Genomic DNA, 21,276 nt, shown 5'->3' on the forward strand with positions numbered 1-21,276 from the left:
GCTCAGCCGATGAGTTCGCGCAATCGGCTCAACGGGAACTTCGAGACCGCATCGGCGCGCTCACCCTCAGCGAACACGTTCGACACGATCAGCGCGTCGTCGCGGTCAAGGTAGCCCGTTGAGCGTAGCGCTTCAAACCGGACTGCCCGGTTGACATGGTCGAAGGGTTGGCCCGCCACGGACTCACCGTGGCGGCGGTGCCGCCCAATCTCCTGGCGCTGTCTGGGCGATCCATGCCAAGCTCGGGCCCCGCAGGCTGCGAGAACCCGGCCTGGATTCACCTCGGTGGCATGAGCGCGAGCCTGAGCGGGGACCTCGTGGATCGGGGCACACGCGATCTCGCCACTGGCTCCGTCGGGCTTGACGAAGACGGCCAAATCGTGACCTACACCGTCGCTCCCGGCGATGCGCTGTACGCGATCGGCGACCGGTTCTGCATCGCCAACGCGCTGACGATCGCGACCCTCAACCACACCCGCACCATTCAGCCCGGAGAAGTGCTGCTTCTCCACCCTGACAGCTCGGTCCCGTGGGTGCCGTACTTCAACCCCGCCGACGCGCCCGCCGGTTACCAGCAGATCCCCTACCAACTCGCAATCGAGGCGATGGGTGCTGCCGCCGCCGCTAGCGACCTCGACGCCATGCGCGCGATCTTCGCCGACGACCTGTCCGGACTGTTTCCGAACCCGGCCGATGCCGACGTGATCGCCGAGGCGCTCGACGCTGGCGACCTCGAAGCGCTGCGCCAGATGTTCGCTTAGCAGCACGGATGGGATCGGCCGCGCGACCGGCCGCGCGACCGCCAACGGAAACACGAAAACCCGGCTGACCGGGGGTTTCGTGTGGTAGCAGGAGCGGGGCTTGAACCCGCGACCTCACGATTCCGGCGGGGCATTCTTGCGTTGCTGCTCCCGCATCGCGATACCTCGATGTATCTGGCTTTAACCAGGCATTTCTCGTCCGGATGGAGTTGTGTTGTGTTCGATTGTACGACTCGCCTCGGACAATCTCGACGGGTCTGGAGTGAATAAACGTTGGATAAACGTTGACGCATCGAGTGCCGACTCCCAGATGGGCGGACGATCATTGGCCATCCCCTCGAGCGGGTCTTGCGAGCATGGCCCCGCCGCGGATCGGCCTTGGTGCAGGACCGGGCGGGCACGTCGACCAACCTTCGCGGACGGCCGGAGGGCTACGGCCTTAGCGTCTGGTAGGCCGAGATCGAGCTAGCAAGAGACGACGCGACTTGATGTCAGAAGTCCACGCGATACTCAACGTGGCTCAACTCCATCTCGATTTGAATGATTGAAGCGGGGAAATGCCGCTCTTATGACGTACTTGTGCATAAAACAAAAGTTTTGAGCTATGCTGGTCCTGATCGACACGGGGACGAAGGGATCGAGATGACTGACTGGCGAAGAGAATTAACCGAACGGCAACTTGTACATTTGCGAACTTTCGCTCCCCTAGGGATTCATCGGGGCCAGGAACGGTCCGCGCGCGCCCACACCGAATACCGAGATCCCGATGGGCACCAGTTTGTGTACGGGGTGGGGATGGCTCATGCCGCGCAGAAAGAGTGCCAAGCTCTTCTTCGCGAAGTACCGGGCTACTCAGAAGATCATGTTCCGCGGTCCTCCCGCATGCTGATGCGCCTCGGACACCATGTCATTCACGTTCAGCGTGTTGGTAAGAAGATGCCCCGCAACCACCGTCGAATCAATCTGAGGAACATCTCGGACACGCGGCGGGAGACGCTCACAGCAGCGAGCAATGCGCGGTACGCCGATGCGCCTCCTCAGCCGCTATTCGCGCTGGACTCCGGCGACGACGAGCAGCACGCGAATCTCACTGAGGCACTGGGTGCAGCCGAAGCCAAAAAGGGACTGCTCTTGGTCCCGTACTACAGCAGCACGCCGTTCACCGTGGGGCAAATGTACCTTGCGCCGGCAATCCTGTCGGGGAACTATCTTGAGTTCTCAGACCCGGAGCCTCTCGTCTATCGTCAGACGGGCACCACTGCACAGGATGCCGCTCGCGAAGAGCCGAAGAGCAACCGCAAGTTCGCGAGCGGTGCGCGCCCGAAGACGTCCGCCAAGCTCCGCGAGTGACCCGCCCCTCTCCATCTAAGACGCAACCCAACCTCCTCAAACATGCCTCCTGAAGATCTCCTCGCCGTCGCGCGTGCGTTTGATCCGGCTCGCCTCACCCAGGCGCGTCGGATCAGCGCGATGTCGAAGAATGACCTACACAAGGCGGTAGGCGTTTCTGCCGCCGCTATCGGTCTCTACGAGCGCGGCGAGGTCCGCCCTCGACCCGACACCATTAGAGAGCTCGCCCAAGCGCTGAATGTCCCGCCAGGATTCTTCGTCCACGGACGGCCGCGCGTACAGGTGGAGGTCGCTGAAGCGTCATTCCGGCGGCTGCGATCTACGACAGTCGGACAGCAGCAGCAGGCCACCGCCTATGTAGAGCAGGTCTGGGAGCTGAGTTGCTACCTGGAGGAGCGCGTCGAGTTCCCTGAACTGGACCTGCCCGCGTGGGCCTACCCGGACTCCACACACGTCCCGGATCCGGTGACGGCTGCCCAACAACTTCGGGAGCACTGGAAGCTCGGCAGTGAGCCCATCCCCCACCTCGTCTACGAGATCGAGCAGCACGGGATCTTGACCGTCTTCTTCTCGATGAAGCAAGACGATGCCCTTCCAGAGAAGAGCCGTATTGACGCGTTCTCGACGACCGCCCTTCCACGTCCGCTCATCGTTCTTACCCCGGACAAGGCAGACGACGTTCTCCGGCACCGATTCAGCGCGGCCCATGAACTTGGCCATGTCGTCATGCATCACGGCAGGCTGGGCTCCGACATCGAGATGGAACGTCAAGCAGACATGTTCGCCGCCGAGTTCCTCACGCCCCGAGATGTCATCCACGACCATCTGCCCACGAGATTCAACCTCAACGCGCTTCAGGAACTCAGCGATGAATGGGGCGTCTCCCCCGAAATGCTCGTCTACCGCTCTAGGGACCTCGAGCGGATCTCGGAGTCGTCAGCGCGCCGCGCCTACATCACGCTTCGTTCCGTTCCACGGATCCCGCTGTCAATCTTCGCGTTCCCCGGCGAGCGCCCGGAGCTACTTCGCAATTCCATCGAGCTACTGGAAACGATAGATGTCTCCACCGTCGACATCGCATCCGCGCTCCAAATGAACGCAAGACACATCCGACGACTTGCAGGCATAGAGACGGAGAAGCCGCGGCTCTCGCTGGTCGACCGTTCGTTCCGTTAGCTACGCCTTGCTTCGTTGGCGAGAGGTCCGCCGATCGATGCGAACTGCGGCGACTCACCAACGATGACTCTTCGTTCGCGCCATCATTCAGCAGCCTCTGGCTCCGTCGCCGCGGATCGCAGCCTTGGAAGTACAAGGTTCTCCTCATGCACAAATCGCCCTGCCATGTGGACCTACAGGCGCGAACATCGCATCGCTCTGCCCAGCTCATCGTGTGGGAGCGCGAAGGGGTGAGGTATCCCCGGCCGGAATCCAGCTGCTCTACAAAGCACCCGGGCTCTGATCGCAGGACCAGCAGGACTTCGACGCTGCGCTTCCCTTATTTTCCGGCCAGGCGTTGGCGTGGCTTCACATGGCACTGAACGTCGATCCCCCCTCATCCGTGGATCGCGGCGCTAGCGGAGGACACCGAGATTGTGTGTCGCGATAACGCTCGGGCCGCATTCCCAGTGTTGTCGCTGACCTGCCCTAGTTTTGGACCATGACCCAGTCGACCGATCCTTGGGATGCCGCCGTCAGCGCGTTCGGCACGGCGTGCGCTGCAAAGCTCTCCGGGCCCGGCGACCATCAGAGCGCCGCTCGAGGCGCTCATACAAGCGGCAGGCGACTTGTGTGGCAAGGCGGCCGTCATGCACGACGAGGTACGGGACGCGGACCGGCGCGTCCGCCCTGACTACGGCGTGTCCGTCAACCAGATCGTGATGGGGTACGTCGAGGTCAAAGCACCGGGAAAATCGATCAAACCCGAGAGCTTCAGCGGTCACAACTTGGAGCAGTGGGAACGGCAGAAGGATCTGCCGAATCTGATTTACACCAACGGGACGGATTGGCGGCTATACGTTGACGGGAACCTTCGCATAGAGACGTCACTTTCCCCGAACCCGCTGCTCGAGATCCGTGGAAACCTGAGATCGAACCCTGACTTTGAGATCTTGCTTCGCCTGTTCCTCGAATGGAAGGTGGTACCGATCACGTCGGTACAGGCCCTTGTCCGAGCTATCGCTCCCCTCACGAGGCTTCTGCGTGGCGAGGTTCTCGATCAGCTCGCCGCCGAGCGGCGCCGGGTTGATGCTGGAAGCAAGGAAGACGAACAGCCATTCATCGGTTTGTCGCGGGATTGGCGCCGTCTCCTGTTTCCGCAAGCCGACGACAAGACCTTCGCGGACGGGTATGCCCAGGCGGTAACTTTCGCTCTCCTGTTAGCGCGCACAAGCAATATCGGCGTTGAGGGTCGCAGTCTCCACGACGTCGGCAAGGATCTTGGGGCACAGCATTCGCTCATGGGACGGGCTCTACAGCTCCTTACCGATGATGTTGAGGCTGACTTTAAGGTAACGCTCGATCTTCTCGTGACCGTAATCGGAGCGGTCCAGTGGGCCCGTATTCGCAAGACCAAGCGTGATGTCTATCTCTATCTGTACGAGGAGTTCCTGGCTGAGTACGACGACGCGCTACGGCAGGCGTCGGGTACGTATTACACGCCGAAGGAGCTTGTAGATCAGATGGTTCGTCTTACCCAATCTGTGCTCGTCGACACACTGGGCATTGAGGAAGGCTTCGCGTCGAACAAGGTCTTTACCGTCGACCCCGCAATGGGTACTGGAACCTTCCTGCAATCCATCATCGAGGCAGTCCGGGTTTACGTGGCCGAGGACGGCATCGGGGTCGGCGGCGTTGGCGACGCAATGACGGGACTAGCTGAACGTCTTGCAGGTTTCGAGCTGCAGATGGGCCCATATGCGGTAGCCGAGCTGCGAGTCGCCGAGTTGCTAGCACAGGCTGATGCAAAGCTCCCAAAGGGCGGGCTCAAGCTCTACGTAACAGACACGCTCGACGACCCTGAGAGCGACCAGACGCAAATCGCCTCCGGGCTTCAAACCATTGCAAACTCACGCAAGCGCGCTAACGAGCTAAAGCGGTCCCAGAAGGTCAACGTCGTAATTGGCAACCCGCCCTACCGCGAGTTGACCGCCGGTCTCGGAGGCTGGGTCGAGCACGGCAGTCTGGCGGCCAAGAGAGGGAAGAAGAGCCAGGGGATCTTGCAGGACTTCCTAAAGGATGTCCCCGGCAATATCGCTGCCAAACTGAAGAACCTCTACGTGTACTTTTGGCGATGGTCGACTTGGAAAGTTTGGGAGTCGACAGTTGCAGATGAAACAGGCGTTATCTGCCTAATCACCACGTCTGGATATGTCACCGGCTCGGCGTTCAAGAGCATGCGACGTTACCTTCGGGAGCAAGCCACCGAAGGCTGGATTATCGACCTGACTCCCGAGGGTCACACCCCTGATGTTCCAACACGAATCTTCCCAGGAGTTAGGCAACCACTGGCCATCGGTATTTTCGTTCGTACGCCAGGAGCAGACGCCGGCATCCCCGCCAAGATTCGCTACGTAGCGTTGCATGGGAAGCGGCACCAGAAGTTCGAGGCACTTCGCACTCTGGAGCTGGGCGAGGGCGGCTGGCAGGACGTTCGGACGCAATGGACGGCTGCGTTCACGCCCGCTCCAACCTCGGAATGGGACCAGTGGCCTTCGCTCGATCAGCTCTTCGCCTGGTATCGCCCAGGGATTTTCACGACCCGCACCTGGGTCTATTCGCCCTCGACGGATGTTCTCGACGAGCGCTGGAAGACGATGGTGTCCGAGCCCAACGTCGAGCAACGCACCAAGCTCGTGAAAGACAAGCGTGGCGAAGTCATCGACAAGCAGTTCAAGGACCTGCCCGGATTCAAGCACGAAAAACGGTTGAGCAAGCTGTCGAGCCTGACTTCTTCGGCAGCCATGGAGCCCGCGGTCCGGGTCGGTTACCGCGCCTTCGACCGGCAGTACCTCATCGCCGACCCGCGGCTCATTCATCGCGCAGGGGAAGACTTGTGGAATGCTCGAGAGCTCACCGGTCAGGTGTTCATCGTCGAGCAGCATGTTCACGCGGTCGGCGATGGGCCCGGGTTGCTCTTTTCGGGCCTGATGCCCGACAACGATCACTTCAACAATCGCGGCGGTCGGACTCTGCCCTTCATACAGCCGGACGGCACGCCGAATCTCGCTGATGGGTTGGTACTTGCCATCTCTAAGAATCTCAACGCAGAGGTGACGGCGCGCGATGTTCTCGACTACACGGCGGGTGTCGTTGCTCACCCAAATTTCACAGAGCGATTCGCGGACGAACTAGATACTCCCGGCATCCGCGTCCCTCTGACTGCGGACGTCAACCTCTTCCGGCGAGCAGTGGAGCTCGGCAGACAGGTGGTCTGGGCACAAACCTTTGGCGCGGTCGGTGGCGACGGTGCTCCACCGGCATTGCTGTTCCCGAAGGACGACCCACGCCGAATCACGTTGCGTGCGGGTGTGAAGGATCTACCAGAGCGCCTTGACTACGACATCGCGAGGCAGGAGATCCTCATCGGAGGTGGCCGATTCGGCCCCGTCTCCCAAGAGGTTTACGAGTACGCGGTTGGCGGGCGCTCGGTTGTCAAATCGTGGGTTGATTACAGGGCAAAGGCGCCGGCTGGGAAGCGTACGTCGCCGTTGGACGAAATAGTTCCCTCAGCATGGGAGCCAGAGTGGTCCCACGACCTCGTGGAGGTACTGACGGTGTTGACCCGACTAATCGAGCTCGAGTCCGCTCAGGGCGAGCTGCTCAGCCAAATACTCGAGTCCGCTCTCCTAACGTGTCATGACTTGGAGACGGCGGGAGCCAAGTGGCCAACTAGCGACCAGCGGCGGCCGCGGCCCGCTAGCGAGACGACGCTCGACCTGTGGGGCGGCAGCGCACCGACTGAGTCCGCGGGCGGCACAACAACGACGGAGTCCGCGTAGGCCTATCAACCGCTCGATCTTGGCTATCGCGGATTAGCCAACTCCGCGAGTAGCGATCAGAGTTGCCTCGTAGGTCCGCGCGACAAAAGCTCGTGACTCGTTGCCATACAGCTAAGTTCACCCGTGGTGGAGTTATTGAGAGGCGGCCTCTTCGAAGAGCCGAACATCGGGTAGCGATTAGCTCAATCTGCGCCAATATCAACTGATCGCGGTGCTCACCAACCCGGCCCAACGGATCACCATGATTCTTGAGGCTTGACCAGAGTGCCCGTTCGTGGAGCGGCTATCGCTCGTCGTCGCCGAGGAGGAACTCCCACTCTCGCAAGACGAGCCCGTCGATTTGCTCGGAACTACGGCCGGTGAATGGCCGATCGCTCGTTGCCGTGCCTGTAGTTGCCGGTGACTCGTGCCATCAACTGCTGCGGGTCGTCGCCGCGATCGAAGGCATCGAGGAAGTTGGCCGCCGCCGACTTTCGGAGCGTCGCTGCCGGGCGACCGTGATGGCGAATTTCAACAACCTCGCCCTGCACCGTGAACTCGAACCCCCTCGGACCACCCGCCATAGCTCTGAGCATGCCCCACTCACGCGCGTCGTGCACGTCAAGGGACCGGCCGCCGGCCACCTCGCTCGGGTCGTATGAACCGCGCTGGGCGAAAGTTTGATGATCGGACAGACGCCTGAGGCAGTCTCACTCTTTCGAACAAGTGCGACCCAACGTCCCTTTCGGTAACATGCACTCGGCCCTTCCACAGGACCGCCGGACGCAAACGCGGGTTGGAGTAGACCCGCGCTCGCTGGTCTCGGCGGGAGTAATCCCGCTGCACCCAACCGGTGGAACCGAAAGGAGGTGGCCGCGGATGAAAGAAAAGTCGAATCCGCGTGGGTCAGTGGCTCCATGGATCGGAATCTGTTTGCAGATTCTCTCTCTGGCGGTAGCTGTAATCCGTTTGCTGTCGCCTTAGGCGACAGTCGGGTGGGCTGGGCTCATACTTCGGAGTTCCAGCCCCCACAACTCGCCGCCACAATGGCCATCGACCCTACCTGCGCGCGAGTCGACCCGCTGCCGCTCGTATCCGTCGAGGCGCCCGTCCCCGTCCCCCCGCCCGTCTGCCGAAACCAGCGCGGTGCGCGACCGATCTGGGCGGTCGCGTCGAGCGACACGGATGAACTGATAGCCAAGTCGATGGGCTTTCGCCCAGGCGCTCCCGGCAGGGCGACGCGAGCTCGTGGAGGATGGCGTACCCGAGCGCCGGACCGCGATGTCGGACCCCCTTCGTAGACTCGATAGACCAGCCCGACCGAAAGCGGAGTACGCCCTGATGGCTCACCTGAAACAGCAGTTCAAGGATGCGTTGAGCTCCATCGAGCCCGGCGACGACAAAGCCAATGCACCGGAGGCGCATCGGTTGGTCCGCGACGCGCTCGTGGCTGACGCCAAGCTCGCCGAGTACGGGGCCAACCCGGTGCTGATCGGTTCCTACAAACGAAGCGTCTCGATCAAGCGGGTGAAAGACGTTGACGTGTTCGTCCGCCTCCCCGATCTGCCGAGCGAGATCACCTCGAAGGAAATCCTCGACCGGTTCTTCAACGTCCTCCATACCGAGTTCGGGCGTGATAACGACGGGCATCAGCGCACCAAGCGACAGGATCGAAGTCTGCAGGTCTCGTTCCCCGACTACGACCTCTACGTCGATGCCGTTCCCGCGCGCCCGCATTGGGATGGCGAGACCTGGGAGATCCCGCAGAAGGGCGACGACAATCAGTGGGTGCGCACCAACCCCGAATCGCTGACGTCGCTGTCGACCGCGATGAACACCGCGCACGACGGCTTTTACGTCCCGACGGTGAAGCTACTCCGCCAGACCCGACGCGCGCTCCTCGGCAAGAAGAAGCCGGGAGGCTTCTTCTTTGAGGTCGCCACGTACCAGGCCTTCGCCTCGGGTCTGGTGACGGGGAGTGATCACGCGGAGCACTACGTCTCGGCGCTCGACGAGGTCAGCAAGATCGTCGAGAACTTCGTCACCTACGGCATTGTGGTCAGCGACCCCACGCTCCCGGGGCACACCATCAACATCCGCGCGACCGATGACGAACTGGAGGCAGCTCGGAGCCGATTCATCGACGCTGCAGCCGACGCTCGGGGCGCGCTCGAGGAGCAGGACGAGGGCAAAGCTGCGATGGCGTTCCAGAAGCTGCTCGGCAAGAACGGCGACGAGGACACCGTCTTCCCGATGCCGCCGGGGTTCAACGACGACGGATCGAAGCGGGAGTTCGCGATCTCCGCTGGTGAGCGAGTCGTTCCGGCGGGTACCAGGACCTTCGGTTGACGATCGCTGAATACGACGAGTACGTCGCATACTCCCGTCAGCATTTCGAGGAGGGCCTGATCCGCGCGGGCTTCATCGAAGGCGATACCGGGTGGCGAGGCACGATCGCACACCCGGGAGAGTCAACCGAGGTCGTGATCTCGTTTCGGGCCCGCTTTCCGTTCCAGCCGCCACGCGTTGTTCCCGTCGACCCAGACAGCGTCGCGTGGTCTTGGCATCGAGAACTGGACGGCGCGCTCTGTTTGGTCGCGGAGGACGACCACGACGATCTGTGGTGGACAGAAGCGTCGGCCTTCCTGGAGCACGTGACCGAGTGGTTTGAGCAGGCGGATGCTGGGTGGCCGGATGATCGGCCCGATCTGGATCTCGAGCGATATTTCCAAAGGTCCGAGGACGAGCGCCTCTATCTCTACGATGACCTCGCCGGGTACCTGAACGGCTTCGTGCGATTTCGCCCGAAGAGTAACAACACGATGCGGATCGGGAGCGGTACGCGCCCGCCGAAGGCGTCCAAGCACAGCAAGGACCGCTTTGGCTATGTCGCCGATCTCGGCGACATAGCCGTTCCACCCAGATCCTGGCAGGACGTCGCGGCCCGCATCGCCCCCGACGTGGACTTGGACCGCCGGATCCGGACCCACCTGGTCGACATCGTTGTGCTCATCTACCGGCGCGGCATCCATGACGGCGCGATCGTGCTTGAGGTTTGGCCGACGAATGACGGGGGTTCTGCAGTTCGGCGCCTCCGCGCGGCAGCCGACACCACCGCGGCGAAGAGGGCCCGCGCAGGTGTGGTTGCGCCTCTGCTCCACGAAGCTCGGGTCGCGATCGTCGGCGTCGGCGCGCTTGGCTCCTTCACGGCCGATCTGCTAGTGCGTGCCGGCATCCGACACCTCACGCTCATCGACGACGACATCGTCATGCCCGGTAACCTCATCCGCCACCTCGTCGGACCGGAGATGGTGGGGTTGCGGAAGGTCACCGCGGTCAAACGACATCTGGTCGCTCGGCATGAGATCGCCGCAGACGACATCGATGAGCGCGACGGAGCCGTCTCGTCTGGTGACGTCGCCATGGAGCTTCTGACGAGCCACGATCTCGTCGTGGATACCACCGCCGACTTCGCCACGACCGCCCTCCTGCATGTCGCCGCCAGGTCCACGCGGAAGCGGATGATCTCTGCCTCGATTCAGAACGACGGCGCCACCTACCGCGTCGATCTACTCCCGCCGCTTGAGGGCGCCGACCCGCTTCCGAGCTCGAGCGTCGACGTCGACGTCGACCAGCAGCCGCCCGCAGTGTTCGAAGCCGGGTGCGGCAGCCCAATCTCGCCAACACCACCCCACGTAGCGGTCGAGGCGGCATCCGCGACCGTCCGTCACATCATCGGCCTTCTCATCGGCCGTCCCGTCCACCCCTCAGGGGAAGTACGGACCCTCGTCGGCCCAGCAAGGACTGCCCAATGACTCGATCCGCTCCGAGCATCGACGTGAGTGTTGACGCCCACGAGACGATCGCATCCGAGACAGCGAAGCGTCTACCCCTCGAAACCGGCGGCATCCTCCTCGGATACCGCGAGAAGGACAACGTCGTGATTGCTCACGCCCTCGTGGTCGACGGGGGTGGCGCGACAAAAGACCGATATGTCCGCGACGACGTTCGGGCGAACGAGCGGCTGGCAGAGTTCCTCGCGGATAGAGCAGAGGACGACCCAATCGGCTACGTCGGAGAGTGGCACAGCCATCCCGCACCGTCCGGCCCGAGCACGATCGACCGCAACGCAATGCGCGGCGCTGCCAAAGCCACTGACGGCTCCATCGCTCTCCTCGTACTCACGCCCGGCGACATTGGCGGGTACTTCGGCATAATCGCACAACGTCAGAGACTCGGCCGAGTCGTCATGCGGGATGCGTACGTGACCTTCCCCCCGCCACGATTCGGTCAGCTTGGCCCGCTTCCCGATGGCGCAGTTCGCGGTGATGGGCCAGTGTTCATCTCGTACCGCCAGTCCGACGGGACACAGCAAGCGGAGTCGTTCGAGAACTTGCTCAGAGCGGCGGGTCTGGTCGTGTGGAGAGACCGCGTCGACCTGCGACCAGGGACGACCACAGACCGGCTCGAGCAGGCGCTCACGGATGGGCTTTCGGCAGGAGTGCTCGTTGTGACTCCCGACATCGCCGACAGCGAGATCGTCCGCGAACGCGAACTCCCCCGACTGCTCCAGCTCGACGAGAACCCCGCGTTCAGCCTGTGCATCGCCAACAAGATCCCACGACAGGGAAGCGAGTCGAAATGCGACTACGACGCGCCCGACCGACTGCTGCGACTCACACCGGCACGAACGCTCGCCGACAAGAAACAAGCCAATGCGCTCGACCCCCAAGGCGAACTCGAAATCGTTCGCGACCTCCTCATGCACCGCATCGAACAACGCCGACCTGAGATCCGCGCAGAGAACCGGGACTTCACCATCCGGGTTCAGAGTCGCCCTGCCCCGTTCGCCGTAGATGCCGACGATGACGACCTTCACATGCGGATCAAGGGTGCCACCGAAGGACGGCTCCCGACGCCCGAAGGCCTCGAACTGCTTTCGCGGACGCTCCCGCTCACCGGTGACGCCGTGTTCGCAGCAGGCGCGAAGCGCGTGCGGATCTCCGGCGGCGCACACCTCTCGATCGGACTCGCGCTCGGAGCGGTATTCCCCGAAACCAAGTTCGGCAACGTCGCGGTCCACGATGTGCAAAACAACGTCTGGGAGTCGACACCAGCGAGCAACGATCCGGGCGTCACCGAACTCAACGTCGAGGCGCTAGCCATCGAGGTCGCTCAGCCAAGCAACGCGGCGAACAGAGTCGCGGTCTTCGCAACGCTCACCGCAGACCCAGACCTCACCGCGTTCGAGCGCCTCGTGCGCGAGTCCGCCCACGGGTTCGCCAGCGTCGAGATCGTCTCCGTCACGAACTCCAATCGGATCAATCCACAGGAAGCGGGCCGCCTCAGCCAAGCCGTCGCCCAGCATGTCAAGCACCTGTCCGCAGAACACGGGCGGGCCGAAGTACATTTCGCCTTCCACGGCCCCTTCCCCATGGCCGTGCTCGTCGGGCGGTACCTGAACACTCTCCGCACTATCTGCTACGAATGGGACGGCGACACGATCAACGGCCCCCGGTATCGGCCAGCGATCGCCCTCGAGCCCGGCGTCGCCGGTGGTCCGATCACCGAGGTAATCCTGTAGCGAGGGAACCGAGCAGACCCGCCCTCGACCCTCCGCTATCGGGCAATGCCCGTAAGGGGATCCATTGCGGGCACCGGGCAGTGACCGCCGCGGTGCCTACCTAGAACTGCCGGCTGAGGACGCGTCGGTGCCAGGCCGGGCGTCGCCGAGCTCTGCAATCCGGGGATTTGACGCTCGTATCCACGAAGCGCCTCATCCCGGACACTCCGAAGATCTCCCTGGCGCAACCGGTCGACCGGGACGACTCGACTCACCTCGGAAATAGCGATACGCACAACGGTCTGCCCGACGGGAATCCGTGGATGTCCCGCTTGCACGCGTTCCCGGTTCACGGCGGTCGCCCTCGCGACTAGCTTCGTGCGGTGTCGCCGAATGTAGGCCTCGACCGCCTTCACCAGTCCCTTGTACTGCTCCCCCCGCTCGCGCTCAGCGACGATCGCCTTCACGCTCCGCACAGCAGCCGCCACATCCCGACTCGTGAGCTGATCGACACGACGCATCCGATCGGTCAGAAACTCGACAGCCTTCGCGTAGACGACGTCCTCGACATCCACCGCCGGCAGACCCATGCGCTCCCTAGTAGCGACGTACGCTTCTGCGAACTTGCGCATCTGTGGCTCGTGCTCGAGAACGTGGGCGGTCAGCGCACCGGCGAAGGCGTCGAACTGCGCCGTTCTCTTCGGTAGGTCGGGGCTCGCGAAGTACGCGTCAGCAACTCGATCGTTTGCGCGCCGCTCGGCGGCGGTAGCGTGATGCACCCGCTTCGGTGGAAGACCTGCGCGTTCGAGGAGGCGCTTCAGCCGCTTTGCCGCGCTGTTCGAGTCGAGAACGGCGCGGTACTTGTCGGGATCGCTCCGGTACTCACGCTGCAGTTCGGCAAGGCGATCGGTGTTCCGATCCGCCCAGCGCTTGCGTGCCTGCTTGGCCTTCTCGGGGTCAGCGTCACGTCGGGCGGTTGCCCGTGCGTTCACCTCATCGCGGTGCCTCGCGTGATAGTTCCGGTAGTACTCGCGCACCTTGTCGCGGTTCTCGTCCACCCACCGCTTCTTGTACTCGCGGACATGCTCGGGATGCTGCCGCTTCCACTCCGCGGAACGCTCGCGCGCCTTCTGACGAAGCTCAGCAACGCGCCGGCGGCGTGCCGCCGCTCGACGCATCGACTCGCGGTTCAGTTCACGGTTGCGGTCGAGGTTCTCTTCCCTCCACCGTTGCCTCGCTTCGCGGACCTCGTCTTTGTGGGATTCTCTCCAGGCCTTGGACTGCGCGGCGACGACCCCCGGGTGTGCCTTGCGGTACGCGCGGTCCTTTTCCCGCCGCGCCGCCAAGCGAGCTTCGTTCGACTCTGCGGACACGGCCTCGACCGCACGGCGACGCGGCGCATCAGCGCTCTGCCTTGCCACGAGAAGGACTCGTTCAGTCTTCCGAGGGGTCCGGCGCGAGCTCGATGACAATCTCAAGCAGCTGCGAGCGATGCGTGGTCGGGTTGACGATCACGCGACCGACCGCATCGCGCACTCTGTCTGCGTCGTCGTCGGGCAGGCCGGCGACCGGTTCCATGCAGTACGCGATGTCTTTCTGAAGGTCGAAGTCGCCGTCCTCGAGAACGATCTCGGGGTAGTAGAAGAGGGCGGCGAGCGCAGTACGGTGCAGCAGATCGTCGAACTGCTCTTGGGGAATCGTCATGGGACTACCTCCTGGTGGATGGGTCGATCGAGGTTCAAGAGTGGCGTGAAAGAGAGGTGCGCGCTGGGTTCCCGCTACCGTGCGGCGCGGCTGCTCACAGGCATCAGATCGTCGGATGCCGCGACTCGCTCGAGATGCACGCCCTCGCTGAGGGTGCGCGCCCGCGCAGCACGGTCGGCCCATGCCTCGCGGATGCGCACGAGAATGAGCTGCCCCAGACAGACCGGCCCGGCAACGATGAACTTCACGGCGTTCCAGACGAAGAGCAGCACGAGAAAGTTGAGCCACGCGTCGCCGGTGTGCGCCGCGGCCTCCGCGCACAGCACGACGCCGAAGAGGTACGGTACCGCGAGCAGCATGGCGGGCACGCCCCACTTCAGGCCGCGACGGGTGTGTAGCGCGGCGAGCAGAATGTTGGTCGGCGCGTAGCGGCGAAGGAAGAAGCGGATGCGGGTGCTCAGCATCCAGATCAATGCAAACATGCGTCAGTCCTCGAGGTGTTAGCAACGAGAACCTGAGTGGACTGCCCGACATGTCGGGATCATGCCTTCGCAACGAGCGAAGACGCGCAATAGAGGTTGCCTGATCTCAGGTTAGAACGCGCCGGCGACGTTGGGAAGAGCACTAACGCCCAATGCCGGAACGCTCGGCACGTCGATCTGTCCGCGGCGGCTGAGCCGCGTTCGACCGCGAAAGCCGTTGGGCGTCCTCCATCGCGACACGCGCTCGCGCGGCATCCCGCTCCTGCGCGCTGGATGTCGCTGTCGCACCCAGGACGCGCCGTCCGACCACCCCGTACCGATCTCGGTATGCGGCAACCACCCGCGCGTCATGCCGCCATGCCTCGGCAGCCGCGCCCCGCGGCTGCTCCCCCAGCTCAGTGATCCATGGCGCACGGTCGCGCACCGCCCGCGTGACGAGCTCATCGACACGCCACTCCATCAGCTGCGCACGTTCCTTGAGAGCGCGGCGCATGTCGTCGCCCATCGAACCGAGAGCGGCGGGAATGAGGCCGACGATGAATCGCGGTTCCGTGCGGGCACGGTGCGCATTGGCGGTGCGGGAGATCGCACGCGCGACGCGAGATTGCAGAATGGCCGCCACATCACCGACATCTGCCAGCGGCCGTGAACCGACAAGACGAGGCAACACGGTCTCGACATCGATATGGTTCGCCTCAGCCCGCCGCAACTCCGCTGTGAGCGGTCCGAACGCATCCGAGTCGAGCGCCTGCGCAGCTTCCGTCTCGGTGAGCCCTGACCGACAGACCAACGCCGCCCACCGCTCGCGCTGCGCTGCGGAGGCGATGGTTTCGTACTCGGCGGCGAGCTGCGCGATCGAGCCCCACGCGTCTTGCTCGACCTTCAGCGTCTCGTGCGCGGACAGTTCGGCGCCGACGTTCTGGAGCACCCCGTTGAGCACGCTCCGCGCCGAGGCATCCGCGCTATCACCGGGGTGTGGCCCGTCATGGGCTGCGTCGGGGCGGTCCACGGCGACGTACGCGACGTTCGCGTGGCGCCCGCGCGTCATCGCGACGTACAGGTTCTCGCGCGTCGTCGCGCCGTCCACGAGAACATGCGCGGTGTCGGTCGTGATTCCTTGCGCACGGTAGGCAGTGACTGCGTAGCCGAGTTCGACGTGTTCTTGCACGTAGGCGGCGGGAAGTCGGACGCCGTTCCCCCAGCGTTGACCGTGCCGCCGCACCGTCATCGTTACGTTGTCGTGCACGGCGACAACCGTCCACCGATCGCCGTTGCGCACCCACGATTTGCCCGTTCGGAGGAGCCGATCGTTGCGTCGCGTGATGATCGTGTCACCCACAGCGACGTGCGTTCCATCGTGCAGCCTCACTTCTCGGCTGGCGTCGATCGCGCCACCAAGAATGAGGTCCGCGCGAGCGCGTGTGTTCAAGAGTGCGACAGCCTCTCGCGAGTCCGTCACAAGCACCGTGGACCGGCCGGCCCGGATGTCGGCGCGCCACGCTGAGTACGCAGCATCCGTCATCACTTCACTCTCGCCCTGCCGCAACCGGTCATGCGCGAGGTAGACATCGATCGCGTCGGTATCGCCGTCACGGAGGAGCAATGACGCGGGCCTCTCCCACTTGTGGATAAAGCGGTGGATATCAACCAGCTCGGGTGCGTCAGGTCGCGCGTGCACAAGCATCGAGAACGCGCCACCCGCCCCAACCGACTGCAACTGCGCGTGATCGCCGACGAGTAGCACCTTTGCACCGGCGATAGCCGCCAACCCGCAGATGCGCTCTAGCGAGGCGGTGCTGGCAAGCGATGCTTCGTCGATGATCACGAGCTGTCCGCGGCGGAATCCCTCGCCGTGGACGAGATGGTTTTGCCACCACTTGGCTGTGTTCTCGGTCGCAATGTCGAGGTCCTCGGCGAGCACGTGCGCGGCCGCCGCCGATGGCGCGAGCCCGACGACCGACTCGGTACCGTGCTCGAGTTCCCAGGCTCGGCGTAGCGCGATCATCGCCGTCGTCTTGCCCGCCCCGGCAGGACCAACCAGAACATCGAGGACGCGCGGTGAACTCGCGATCGATGTGAGGGCGGATGCTTGATCCGTCGTCAGCGCACTGCCGTCGGGCAAACGGTGGCGCAGCCCGTGCTCGATTGACTTCTGCGTGGCGTAAGGGCCTGACATGTCGCTCGCGAACTCGAGCAGGCGAGCCTCGGCATCGAGCAAAGCCTCCGAGGTAAACCGCGCGCCGCTCCGCGGACGAAAGACCGTGCTGCCATCGCCACGCCGGAACGCCAGCGGGCTTGTCGCGAGTTCCGGCGGCGTGAGCCTCAGCGACCGCCGCTCCGCCGCGTCCACAACCATGCCCACGATGGCTTCGCGGTCGGATGCTGCGGCGAACCGCATTCCCATGGTCTGACGGGCGGCTTCCGCCGTGAGATTCCAGCGGGTCCACGTCGTGCGCTTGTCGCTCACCACCTCCACCACAGTTGCGCCCAGCGCCTCGATCGACTCGAGCGGCACGGCTTCGGCGCGAAGCAGTTGCGGTGACTGCGACTGAGTGGCTCCGTGCGCCCAGGTCGTAGCATCCGTCTGCAGGATCGCACTTGCACGCTGACGCCACTCCGCCGTGAGGTCAGCGAGCGAGCGCACCTCCTTCGGCGGGCGCGTCATGAGCGTTGCCTGAGCGCGCAACTTCATGATCGTCGAAGCATCCGGACGATGCCCATGCGCCTCCACGAACGCGTCGATCAGGCGATCGGTCTCGACGTCGATGTGGCGCGCGCGCGTCGAGAACTCGGAGACCAGCGACTCGGGCACGGTCGCAACCGCCCACGTTGCATTGCGGTCACGGCCTCGTTCACGAGTCACCCACTCGACGCCGAGCGTGCGTGCGAGCTCGTCCGCGAACAGTGCTTCATGCAACTCCGACAGCGCAACGACCGCGGCATGCATCGGCCGCCCGTCGAGCGAGCGCCACTTGCCATCGAGCGCCGTCTGCACCTTATTGCTGATCACCACGTGGGTGTGCAGGTGCGGGTCGCCGGCGCGGCTGTCGAAGTGATCGAACGCGGTAGCGATGACGCCGGTCACATCGACCTGCGCAACGGCACCGTCGCGGCTGGTTGCGCCGGTGCGCGTCGCGGCAACCTCGCGTTCGATGTAGTCGAGCACCTGCGCAACTGCCTCGTGGTGCGCATCTGCGATGCACGTCTGGGTTGCAGCATCCGCAATCCCCCACAACACGCTCGCCGACTTCGGAATCGAGAACGTGAGGTCATAGCCGGCGACGGCGCGGCGGTGGGGCTTTGTGGGCTCGCCGTCTACCGCGACGCGGTACTCCGGATACGCCCGCCCGAGGGGTTCGCCGGATTGGGGATCGCGGCCCATGCCGATCAAGAGCTGCAGCTGGCTCTCCGCGACGATCTGATCCGCGGCGATCTCGCCGTTCGCCAGCCCGCGCAGGCCAGATCCTATCCAGCGACCGGGAGGTGTTCCCTCGGCGGCGTAGTACCGGGTTAGCGGCGTCGACAGCGGGCGATTGCCATCACCAGCTGCGACGGTGCGAAGCAGATACTTGTAGCCGTCGCCCGCGCTCATGACCCGCATCGACACCGTCACCGCCCGCACCTCCCCGCTCATGGGGAAAGGTGCGCCGCCTCGATCTGCAAGAGGCGTGGGACCGAATGAGTGAGCTCTACGGGGACGGTCGGTCGACGTCTGAAGCCGACGGCGGTGAACGAGGTGGGATGCCGGATGGGTGCGCCGATGACTACGGTGAAGGTGATGACTTCTGATTTCGTGACTCGAGCGCGATCGCTCGCGGCTCGGCACCTGTCTAGCTCTCCTCGTCGGTGGGCGCACGTGCAGGGTGTCGCGGCGACCGCCGAGATCGTTGCGCCCGTCCTCCACGCCGAGCACAGCGATGAGATCGTCGCGGCTTGCTGGTTGCACGATGTGGGCTACGCGCCGGATGTCGCGAAAACAGGTTTCCACCCGGTTGACGGGGCGACATTCGCAGAGGGAGAAGGGATGCCGAGTCTCGTCGTGTCACTGATCGCATTCCATACCGGGTCAGTGTTCGAGGCGCAGCAACGGGAGCTACTCGCCGAACTAAACGCGTTCGCTGCTCCCCCGCGCGACGTGCTCGACATCGTCACGTATGCCGATATGACGACGTCGCCCTCGGGCGAACCGGTAAGCGCAGACGAGCGCGTCGCGGAGATCCTGTCGAGGTACGACGAAGACGACCCCGTGTTCGCCGCGGTGTCGACGTCGGCGCCGGAACTTCTGGCTGCCGTGGCCAGAGTCGACGAGCGCCTTACGGTAGCTCAGCCCAGGTAGGGCGCTTCGCGATGCTCGAGGAAGCGGTCAATGCGCAGCTGCCCAAGCAGGTTGCGAGGGTTTGACGGGAAGACGCAGGTCGGGTCAGCTCAAGGCATCGGCGGCGAACGTACGGTGTCAACTGAGGATGTTCAGTCCGAGGTGATCCGCGTCGGTTCGATACGCGCGACAGTGCCGAGAAACTTGGTGATCTGCTCCTCGAGGTTTGCCTGGGTGCTCGATCCGGGGTGGATGGCACACCCTACGGTGAGTCCGTCAACGTAGATAGAGAGCATGGTTGCCACCGTCTTGGCAGGCAGCGCCGTCCGAATGGCACCTGCCTCGATGGCCAACCGGACGGCTCCCAAGACCCGCTCTTCGTATGCGGCGTGGTCCGATGCCAACGAAGCCGCGAGTTCCGGTCGATCAGCGAGACGGCCGAGTAAACCAAGGAAGATGCGGTAGTCGAGCGAACTGGTTTCGTCGATGGGAAGTGCACGCACGAGAAGGGCGATGAGCCCCGCTAGCGGGTCTGACTCATACGGTCCCACTGCGGCGTGTTCTCTCTGCAGAGCAAGCCGATATGCATACAGCAACAGCTCATCTCGATCAGCAAAATAGTGAGCGATGACCCCACGGGTCCAGCCCGCTTGCGCCGCAACGCTCCGGACGGATACGCCTTCAATGCCGTCGCGCGCGAGGACCTCGAGAAGCGCGGTTCCGAGCTCCTGACGTCGCTCTTCGTAGTCCACGATCTTGGGCACGTGCAGTCACGCTTCCTTTCGTCCGGCGTCGATGTGCGGCGTTCTTCGTGTGTCGTCGATGTAAATCGCTCGTTACAACTCTTGTCTAATGCCTCTTCGTCGTGCTTATATATGACACTGTCATATTTCAAGGAGGAAATGATGATTCGAGAGAACTTGTTCACGGTCGATGAGCTGATCGAGACACCCTGGCTGCCGTGGGAACGAACTGCACCTGGGACAAACGTCGTGCGCTCCGCGCGAGGAGTAGAGGTGTTCGGCTACAACGCCAGCTCGGCGCTTCTGCGCAACACCGACTTCAGCACCGGTCTACTGGAGCTGTTCGATCACTCGGGTGTCGACGACGCAACCTTCCGAGATCTTGTGGAGAACAGCGTGAACTACGCCGAGGGCGCCGCTCACACGCGACTGCGCGCAGCGATCGGCTCATTCTTCACCCCCGCGCGCGTAGCAGGAATGCGCGCCGACGTGCGAGCTGACATCGAAGCTGCGCTCGAGGTGATCGGCGACTCGGCAGAGGTCGAGCTGGTCGGGCAGCTCATTCGCGACGTGCCCGCACGAGTGTTCGCGCGCCTGCTGGGTGTGGATCCGATCGCGCACGGCGATTTCATCAGCCGGATCTCCGAAGAGTCCGTTCGGGTGTTCGAGATGGACCCCACGCTCGGTGAACACGTCACGCTCGCCTGGACCGAACTCACGAACTGGGTGGACGACCTCATCGCCATCCACACGCCGGGCACGCCGGACAGCAACGTCATTGACCATCTGTTGGCCAAGCAGGGTGCAGGGAACGTCACCGCGAACGACATCCGCTCGGCCCTCGTCACGCTGCTGGCAGCGAGCACAGACACGACGCAGATCCTTGCGGCGCTGATGTTCTGGTCGTTCGCGGAGAACCCCGACCAGTGGCAACGGCTGCGGGAGCAGCCCGAGTTGGCCTCGTCGGCCGTGACCGAATCCGCCCGGTACCGTCCGGGAGACGCGTGGATCTTCAGAGTCGCGACCATCGACACCCACATCGAGGATGTCCCGGTGCACGCTGGCGACCACGTCTTCGCCCTGATCGGGGCAGCGCACCGCGACCAGAGTGTTTTCACCAACCCCGACGCGTTCGATATCGGCCGTACAGAGCGGATGCCGCTGAACTGGGGAGTCGGCAGGCACTTCTGCATGGGCCGCATGTTCGCCGTCATGGAGCTCGAGGAACTTCTGCTTGCAACCTCGCAGCGCTGGGAACGCATCGAACATCAGGACCCTGCGGCCGCAGCCGCAGCCCCTTACCTGTCCGTACAGCAGCAATTGCCGCTGCGCGTGCACCGTGCCGCCGCTACCGTCCCCGCCTGAACCCGAAGGAACAACTC

Annotated in this window: 16 protein-coding genes; 9 read left to right on the top strand and 7 right to left on the bottom strand. The window is 63.7% G+C overall.

Going from position 1 to position 21,276, the window contains the following annotated elements; all coding sequences use genetic code 11:
* Nucleotides 1-2: 2 nt before the first annotated feature.
* Nucleotides 3-179, bottom strand: coding sequence for a hypothetical protein (locus LG299_RS06440; RefSeq protein ID WP_404434194.1), 177 nt, complete (start codon nt 177-179; stop codon nt 3-5).
* Nucleotides 180-290: 111 nt separating this feature from the next.
* Here LG299_RS06440 and LG299_RS06445 point away from each other — a divergent pair, with 111 nt between their 5' ends.
* The 4 genes from LG299_RS06445 to LG299_RS06460 all read left to right on the top strand — a co-directional run bounded on the left by LG299_RS06445 (nt 291) and on the right by LG299_RS06460 (nt 7,108).
* On the top strand, nt 291-761 hold the full coding sequence (locus tag LG299_RS06445) for a hypothetical protein (RefSeq protein WP_404434196.1): 471 nt from the start codon (nt 291-293) through the stop codon (nt 759-761).
* Nucleotides 762-1,403: 642 nt separating this feature from the next.
* Nucleotides 1,404-2,111 carry a hypothetical protein gene (locus LG299_RS06450; RefSeq protein ID WP_404434197.1) on the top strand — a complete coding sequence of 236 codons (708 nt, stop codon included), beginning with the start codon at nt 1,404-1,406 and terminating at the stop codon, nt 2,109-2,111.
* A 120-nt stretch (nt 2,112-2,231) separates the two neighbouring features.
* On the top strand, nt 2,232-3,287 hold the full coding sequence (locus LG299_RS06455; RefSeq protein ID WP_404434198.1) for an ImmA/IrrE family metallo-endopeptidase: 1,056 nt from the start codon (nt 2,232-2,234) through the stop codon (nt 3,285-3,287).
* Nucleotides 3,288-3,916: 629 nt separating this feature from the next.
* A complete protein-coding gene (locus LG299_RS06460) occupies nt 3,917-7,108 on the top strand; it encodes a type ISP restriction/modification enzyme (protein ID WP_404434200.1) in 3,192 nt (1,063 codons plus the stop codon).
* 350 nt (nt 7,109-7,458) lie between these two features.
* Here the strand turns inward: LG299_RS06460 and LG299_RS06465 are convergent, their stop codons facing one another.
* Complete coding sequence (locus LG299_RS06465; protein WP_404434202.1) at nt 7,459-7,638, bottom strand: hypothetical protein; 180 nt, start codon at nt 7,636-7,638, stop codon at nt 7,459-7,461.
* Nucleotides 7,639-8,335: 697 nt separating this feature from the next.
* On the opposite strand from LG299_RS06465, the gene LG299_RS06470 reads away from it, so the two are divergent.
* From LG299_RS06470 to LG299_RS06480, 3 genes are read left to right on the top strand one after another with little or no spacing between them, the layout of a single operon-like run.
* Nucleotides 8,336-9,436, top strand: a complete 1,101-nt coding sequence (locus LG299_RS06470; RefSeq protein ID WP_404434203.1) for a nucleotidyltransferase — start codon at nt 8,336-8,338, stop codon at nt 9,434-9,436.
* A complete protein-coding gene (locus LG299_RS06475) occupies nt 9,433-10,902 on the top strand; it encodes a HesA/MoeB/ThiF family protein (RefSeq protein WP_404434205.1) in 1,470 nt (489 codons plus the stop codon). The genes LG299_RS06470 and LG299_RS06475 overlap by 4 nt, the downstream gene beginning before the upstream one ends.
* Nucleotides 10,899-12,671, top strand: a complete 1,773-nt coding sequence (locus tag LG299_RS06480; RefSeq protein WP_404434206.1) for an SAVED domain-containing protein — start codon at nt 10,899-10,901, stop codon at nt 12,669-12,671. The genes LG299_RS06475 and LG299_RS06480 overlap by 4 nt, the downstream gene beginning before the upstream one ends.
* Before the next feature lie 35 nt (nt 12,672-12,706).
* Here the strand turns inward: LG299_RS06480 and LG299_RS06485 are convergent, their stop codons facing one another.
* The 4 genes from LG299_RS06485 to mobF all read right to left on the bottom strand — a co-directional run bounded on the left by LG299_RS06485 (nt 12,707) and on the right by mobF (nt 18,470).
* Nucleotides 12,707-14,071 carry a hypothetical protein gene (locus LG299_RS06485; RefSeq protein WP_404434208.1) on the bottom strand — a complete coding sequence of 455 codons (1,365 nt, stop codon included), beginning with the start codon at nt 14,069-14,071 and terminating at the stop codon, nt 12,707-12,709.
* A 13-nt stretch (nt 14,072-14,084) separates the two neighbouring features.
* On the bottom strand, nt 14,085-14,354 hold the full coding sequence (locus tag LG299_RS06490; protein ID WP_404434210.1) for a hypothetical protein: 270 nt from the start codon (nt 14,352-14,354) through the stop codon (nt 14,085-14,087).
* Between the two features lie 74 nt (nt 14,355-14,428).
* On the bottom strand, nt 14,429-14,836 hold the full coding sequence (locus LG299_RS06495) for a sulfate permease (protein ID WP_404434212.1): 408 nt from the start codon (nt 14,834-14,836) through the stop codon (nt 14,429-14,431).
* 142 nt (nt 14,837-14,978) lie between these two features.
* The gene (mobF, locus tag LG299_RS06500; RefSeq protein ID WP_404434214.1) at nt 14,979-18,470 is read right to left on the bottom strand and encodes a MobF family relaxase; all 3,492 of its coding nucleotides are present in this window, start codon (nt 18,468-18,470) and stop codon (nt 14,979-14,981) included.
* Nucleotides 18,471-18,614: 144 nt separating this feature from the next.
* Here mobF and LG299_RS06505 point away from each other — a divergent pair, with 144 nt between their 5' ends.
* On the top strand, nt 18,615-19,172 hold the full coding sequence (locus tag LG299_RS06505; protein WP_404434216.1) for an HD domain-containing protein: 558 nt from the start codon (nt 18,615-18,617) through the stop codon (nt 19,170-19,172).
* Between the two features lie 131 nt (nt 19,173-19,303).
* On the opposite strand, the gene LG299_RS06510 is transcribed toward LG299_RS06505, so the two are convergent.
* Entirely contained in the window at nt 19,304-19,915 is a 612-nt protein-coding gene (locus LG299_RS06510) for a TetR/AcrR family transcriptional regulator (RefSeq protein WP_404434218.1), read from the bottom strand.
* Here LG299_RS06510 and LG299_RS06515 point away from each other — a divergent pair, their 5' ends adjacent.
* A complete protein-coding gene (locus tag LG299_RS06515) occupies nt 19,916-21,259 on the top strand; it encodes a cytochrome P450 (RefSeq protein WP_404434219.1) in 1,344 nt (447 codons plus the stop codon).
* The last annotated feature ends 17 nt before the right edge of the window (nt 21,260-21,276 follow it).

The sequence above is a fragment of the Microbacterium lacus genome, from assembly GCF_044794305.1.
Taxonomy (GTDB): domain Bacteria; phylum Actinomycetota; class Actinomycetes; order Actinomycetales; family Microbacteriaceae; genus Microbacterium; species Microbacterium lacus_B.

What these genes read in the sequence shown, in the direction of transcription:
- LG299_RS06490 (WP_404434210.1), bottom strand. Translation starts at nt 14,354, where the DNA reads ATGACGATTCCCCAAGAGCAGTTCGACGATCTGCTGCACCGTACTGCG.
- LG299_RS06480 (WP_404434206.1), top strand. Translation starts at nt 10,899, where the DNA reads ATGACTCGATCCGCTCCGAGCATCGACGTGAGTGTTGACGCCCACGAG.
- mobF (WP_404434214.1), bottom strand. Translation starts at nt 18,470, where the DNA reads ATGAGCGGGGAGGTGCGGGCGGTGACGGTGTCGATGCGGGTCATGAGC.
- LG299_RS06495 (WP_404434212.1), bottom strand. Translation starts at nt 14,836, where the DNA reads ATGTTTGCATTGATCTGGATGCTGAGCACCCGCATCCGCTTCTTCCTT.
- LG299_RS06505 (WP_404434216.1), top strand. Translation starts at nt 18,615, where the DNA reads ATGACTTCTGATTTCGTGACTCGAGCGCGATCGCTCGCGGCTCGGCAC.
- LG299_RS06455 (WP_404434198.1), top strand. Translation starts at nt 2,232, where the DNA reads ATGTCGAAGAATGACCTACACAAGGCGGTAGGCGTTTCTGCCGCCGCT.
- LG299_RS06445 (WP_404434196.1), top strand. Translation starts at nt 291, where the DNA reads ATGAGCGCGAGCCTGAGCGGGGACCTCGTGGATCGGGGCACACGCGAT.
- LG299_RS06460 (WP_404434200.1), top strand. Translation starts at nt 3,917, where the DNA reads ATGCACGACGAGGTACGGGACGCGGACCGGCGCGTCCGCCCTGACTAC.
- LG299_RS06450 (WP_404434197.1), top strand. Translation starts at nt 1,404, where the DNA reads ATGACTGACTGGCGAAGAGAATTAACCGAACGGCAACTTGTACATTTG.